The sequence below is a fragment of the Neisseria sp. P0022.S010 genome (assembly GCF_051956635.1).
This window is the reverse complement of the sequence record NZ_JBQCXF010000181.1, coordinates 1-5,621: the sequence shown is the minus strand read 5'-3', so window position 1 is coordinate 5,621 and position 5,621 is coordinate 1. Positions and strand designations below refer to the sequence as shown.

General features: G+C 47.6%; 3 protein-coding genes and 1 pseudogene. 1 reads left to right on the top strand and 3 read right to left on the bottom strand.

The window, feature by feature from the left end; all coding sequences use genetic code 11:
• Positions 1-160 (bottom strand): annotated as a pseudogene (locus ACTHUT_RS13150) (SemiSWEET family transporter); the annotation flags it as partial.
• A 92-nt stretch (positions 161-252) separates the two neighbouring features.
• Positions 253-1,383: a glutamine-hydrolyzing carbamoyl-phosphate synthase small subunit gene (gene carA / locus ACTHUT_RS13145; RefSeq protein WP_440418877.1), complete on the bottom strand. Its 1,131-nt coding sequence runs from the start codon at positions 1,381-1,383 to the stop codon at positions 253-255.
• A 396-nt stretch (positions 1,384-1,779) separates the two neighbouring features.
• On the opposite strand from carA, the gene pilC reads away from it, so the two are divergent.
• The gene (pilC, locus tag ACTHUT_RS13140) at positions 1,780-4,998 is read left to right on the top strand and encodes a PilC family type IV pilus tip adhesin (protein WP_250601327.1); all 3,219 of its coding nucleotides are present in this window, start codon (positions 1,780-1,782) and stop codon (positions 4,996-4,998) included.
• Between the two features lie 99 nt (positions 4,999-5,097).
• Here the strand turns inward: pilC and ACTHUT_RS13135 are convergent.
• The coding region (locus ACTHUT_RS13135; protein ID WP_440418876.1) for an IS3 family transposase at positions 5,098-5,621 on the bottom strand (524 nt) is incomplete at its 5' end.

The following is a 5,621-nucleotide window of genomic DNA, read 5'->3' as shown; positions in this document are numbered from 1 at the left end:
CAAACCATAATGTGCAGTTGATGGCGGCGACGAGGGGTTGCAACGGCGAGCCGGGGTTGCCGGCAAGGTTGTTTTGGATTTGCGGGATATAAGAAACGTACATACCGACGGCGGCCAGGGTGGCGACTACGGAGAGGATGCGCATTTGTTTTTCAGTCATGGGAGTTTCCTTTCTGACTTGAGTTACAGGGTTTTGAACTGCTTGATTTTCAGACGGCCTGCCGGATTTGACGGCCGTCTGAAAAATTCGCTTTATTGCTTCGCCGCTTTCATATTGTCAATGAATTTGTCGAACAGATAGCCGACATCCTGCGGGCCGGGGCTGGCTTCCGGGTGGCCTTGGAAGCAGAACACGGGTTTGTCGGTCAGCTCGATGCCTTGCAAGGTGTTGTCAAACAAGGATTTGTGGGTAATGCGTGCGTTGGCAGGCAGGGTGTCGGCATCGACGGCGAAACCGTGGTTTTGGCTGGTAATGACGACTTTGCTGCTATCCAAATCTTGTACAGGGTGGTTGGCACCGTGATGGCTGAAGCGCATTTTCAGGGTTTTCGCACCGATGGCGAGGCTGATCAGCTGGTGTCCCAAACAAATGCCGAAAATCGGTTTGCCGCTTTCCATCAGTTTTTGTACGGCTTCGATGGCGTAGGTGCAAGGTTCGGGGTCGCCGGGGCCGTTGGAGAGGAACACGCCGTCGGGGTTGAGTGCCAACACGTCTTCCGCGCTGGTTTGGGCGGGGACGACGGTCAGGCGGCAGCCGCGCGAGGCGAGCATACGCAGGATGTTGGTTTTCACGCCGAAATCATAGGCGACGACGTGGAACGGTTGTTCGGCAGGGGTAACGAAACCTTTGCCCAACACCCATTCGCCTTCGGTCCATTCGTAGGCTTCTTTGCAGGAAACTTCTTTCGCCAAATCTTTGCCGACCATGCTGCCGAACGCGGCGATGAGTTCTTGCGCTTTTTCAACCGTAGCGTCCGCACCTGTCAGAATTGCGCCGCCTTGTGCACCTTTTTCGCGCAGCAGCGTGGTCAGGCGGCGGGTGTCGATGTCGGCGATGGCGACGGTTTTGTTGCGCACCAGATAGTCATGCAGGCTTTCGGAGGCGCGGAAGTTGCTGTGCAGCAGCGGCAGGTCGCGGATAATCAAGCCCGCGGCATACACGCTGCGGCTTTCTTCGTCTTCGGCGTTGGTGCCGGTATTGCCGATGTGGGGGTAGGTGAGGGTAACGATTTGTTTGCAGTAGGACGGGTCGGTCAGGATTTCCTGATAACCGGTCATGGAAGTGTTGAATACGACTTCGCCGGAAGTCGAACCTTCGTAACCGATTGATGTGCCGTGAAATACGCTGCCGTCAGCGAGAACGAGAAGAGCCGGAGTGGTCATGATGGAATCCTGTTTGCCTGATGATGGTCGGTTCGAAAAAAAATGGGTCAGGCCGTCTGAAAAATAAAAATTGTTTACAAAAAAGACAGCCTTCGGAAATCTCGGCTAAAAAAAAACACGCTCCGCAGCCTTGATTTTGCTGTGTAACGTGCTTTTTCAGACATAGCTGCCTATGCCGTAGAAGCAATGCATTCTACGTCAAAAAGCCATATCGTTCAAGCTGTGGTTTGGCAACGGATTTTCCCTTTACAATCATGAAGTCTGTTTCATTTTCGCCATTGTTCGCCACATTAGACAAAAAAAACAGCCCGAACCCCACATAAATGACATCGTAAATGTTAGAATCGCATTCCGAGAAAATAAAAACAACGTCATCATCCGTCAACCGACGATTTTATGAAAAAAGAACGCATTATGAAAAACAAATCTTCACGTTGCCCCGGCTCCATCCGTCCGATGATTTACAACATCGCCTCCGCGCTCGCCTTGATGAGCGGGGTGGCAAATGCCGCAGCAGGCGGGTTCGCCAAAGTCCCACTGTATCTGCAAACTGAATCTAAAATTGATAAACAGCCCGAAGTTAAACACAACATTATGCTGTTTATTGATGATTCAGGTAGTATGGATGAATATATTGGCAGTAAAACCCGTATTCAGATTACAAAGGATGCGTTAAGTAAAGTTTTGGAGGAACATGGTAGTACATTTAACTGGGCATTGCAGACTTTAAATAATAGCGGTGGGAGCGATACTCCTGATGACAAAGGATTTACCATACCGGCAACTGAGATTGCCAAGAGGGTAAAAAGTATTAAGGCCAAAGGAGGTACGCCGACTACCTCGCGTTATTTCGAGTTGGTCAGTCAAATTGTGATGCCGAATGTGAAATACCGTTGCCAGAAATCATATGTGGTTTTGATGTCTGACGGTGATGCCAATTTGAGCTGTGGTTTGGATAATACAGGATACAAATGGCCTAAGTCTGATTTTAAATATGGGGATTTAAGCCGCTATTCGGATTATTATCGACGAAATATTTCTCTGGAAGAACCAAAGTATAGAGAAGCATATAATTATTTTGGGTATAGGCAGGCGGGTTCTTGTCAGAAGCGGGAATTGGGGGCATATGATACCTCTTGGGATATAGATGATGGCTTAGCTTTCTTCAGTAAAAAACTTGCAGAGCAGGATTTTAAAACCGACGGAACGGATGCTGCAGGTAAAAGCTGGAACGGCGATCCTAAAGATCCTGCCGATTACAGTAAACAACTGGTGCAGACCTTTACCGTAGGCTTCGGGCAAGGTATTTCGCCCTCAGGAAAGAGGTATTTGCAGCTGGCTGCCAGCCGCCCCGAGTATTATTATGAGGCAGATAAACCCGAAAGTTTGTCGAAGGTATTTAACGACATTGTAGAGCAGATTAAATCTGGCACGAAAAATGTGGGTTACGACGATGTTGGTGCGACCGCGCCTGCAACGACCAGCAGCAGCCTGCCTGAGATGTCGGCAGTTATCGGTTTGAAAACAAACTCTTGGAGTAGCCAGATTATTTTCCAAAGATTAGGGAAGGATGGTCGTCGTAGTGAAGAATTGAAGCTGTACCCGTCGTTTGCAAACCGTAAAACCCTGATTAATACGGGTTCAAGTACTTATTTTATTAATAATATTCCCAATAATACTTTAAACAATGCCTATTTTGATATTGCAGATGCAGCTAATGGTAAAAATTCGGATGAATGGCGTGATTTGCTGAATTGGACGGGGCGTATCGGTGATGATAAATCAATACAAGATAAATCAAAAAACACACCGTACAGTCAAGTTTACCGTATTCGGGAAGGTGATCAGCGTGATTTGGGCGATATTTTGGACGGTTCGGTTGCTGCTGTCGGTAATAAGGCCAAGTATAAAGTTGGCAACGATACGATCAAGCGTCAGAAATATATGGTTGCGGCTGCGAATGATGGCATGGTGCATTTGTTCCAAACCTCGTCAGATGCAAATCATCCGTATGAACTGAAAGTCAGCTACATCCCTTCGACAATGGAGCGGGATGTCGCAGATGGTAATAATGTGAAGACGGTTACTTTGGCAAAAGTTTTGAAAAATATTGCCAAAGACAGCTATACGTCGTCTATTACCAATCATGAATATATGGTTAACGGCGGATTTACCTTGCGTCAGACTTCTGAAAATGATACTCAGCGCGTATTTATGTTTGGTGCGATGGGTCAGGGTGGTCGTGGTGCCTATGCCCTGAATATCGGCGGTAATGTAGATAAAGCTACCAAAACAGGTTTGGATGTCACTGATACCGAGTGGAATAAAACAGTTCCATTGTTTGAAACCATCAAAGGTGAGGAAAACACATTGGGCTATACCATTGGTACGCCGCAAATTGGGCGTGTCTCGGTCAGCAGACCTGCCGATAACGGACGTGTAGATATAAAAGAAAACATTCGCTATGCAGGTTTTCTTGCCAGCGGTTATCGTGTTGAAGATAAAGCCGATACGAAAAATGAAACAGCATTGTATGTATATGAAATGCTAGGTAAGGAAGTTGGTACAGGCGATAAGCGTGGTAACGGTACAGGTAAAGCACCGGGCGATTTGTTGAAAAAAATCGAAGTTCAAGACGGTGTAGGCGGTCTGTCCACGCCGACCCTTGTGGACACTGATTTTGATGGTGTAATTGATGTTGCGTATGCGGGCGACCGTGGAGGCAATATGTATCGTTTTGACCTGCGCGGCGAAAAACCGGACAACTGGAAGGTTGTTAAAATCTTTACGGGTTCACCCAGCAAACCGATTACCTCCGCACCTGCCGTTTCACGCCGCAGAGCAAACGAATATGTCGTGATTTTCGGTACAGGCAGTGAGATTTATCAAAATGATCTGACCAATAAAGACAAGCAATCTATTTACGGTATTTATGAAGATTTGACACCGAATCAGACCGTAACCGCTGCTTCCGAAAGTGATTTGCAGCAACAAGAATTTCGTCCTGAAGAAAAAGGAAAAGAAGGCTATATTTATCTAACTAACAACCAGGTTGCCAAAACCCAAAAAGGTTGGAAAATCGATTTGCGTGATGGTGAACGGGTAAACGTCAAACCGACTATGATCTTGCGTACTGCTGTTGTGACTGTGCGTCGCTATGATTCTGTTACAGAGGAAAAATCTGCAGGTGCCGATGTTTGTTTACCAGCAAGTACGAGCGTGAAAACTGCAGCAAAAACTTCGTTCATTGGTGTGAATGCTGATAATGGAGGTGCATTGAACGCACGCAGCGCGCGTTTTACGCCTGATACCGTTATTCGGAAGTTGGACGGCTTTGGTATGCAATACGCCAATGGTTTGACTCAGGATGGGGTTATCAACTTTACCTTCCTCAATCCGAGCAAATTGGATGATTCCCCTGTGACCGCAGACGGGGATTCAGGTGGTACGGGTACGGATAAAGAGCTTTCTGTTACGTCGAGTACGCCAAATAACAAATGCTTCTCCAATAAAGTAACCCGCAGCCTACTGTTAAATAAGGGTGAGTCTCTGGCAGTTGAGGGTGGTCGTATCTGTGGTTTGAAACGTATCAGCTGGCGCGAGCTGTTTTTCTGATTGGTTCGTGCAAACGAATGAAGACCAAGAGGTCGTCTGAAACTTGGAAACAGGTTTGAACTGCCCCCCAAATCTTGGACACTCATAAAAGCCTATTATTCAGGCACTCTGTGTAAGCTGGGTTCTGTATGCGACAGGACTCAGCTTTTTTAATTTCAGACTGCAACGCTCCCGGTTGTAGTAATCCATATAGTCATCTATCTGCTTCATCAATTCGTCCACCGTCAATTCTCCTGCGTTATAGAAACACTCCGTCTTCAACACCGCAAAGAAACTCTCCATCGGCGCATTGTCCCAACAGTTCGCCTTACGCGACATGCTTTGAACCATGGAATGCTCCGCAAGCAATTCCCTATATCCCGACGTACGGTACGGCACGCCTTGGTCGGAATGAAGCATCGTTCCCTTATCAGTCAGACGGGGTGCGGCTTTTTCGAGCATTTCCTTCACCATTTCGCTGTCGGCTCTGCGGCTCATGGCGTAGGCGATGATTTCGCGGTTGAACAAGTCCAAGATTGGCGAGAGGTACAGTTTGCCGTCGCTCCCTTTGAGTTCGGTCACGTCGGTCAGCCATTTTTCGTTGGGCTTTTCGGCTGTGAATAGGCGTTTGAGGAGGTGTTCCG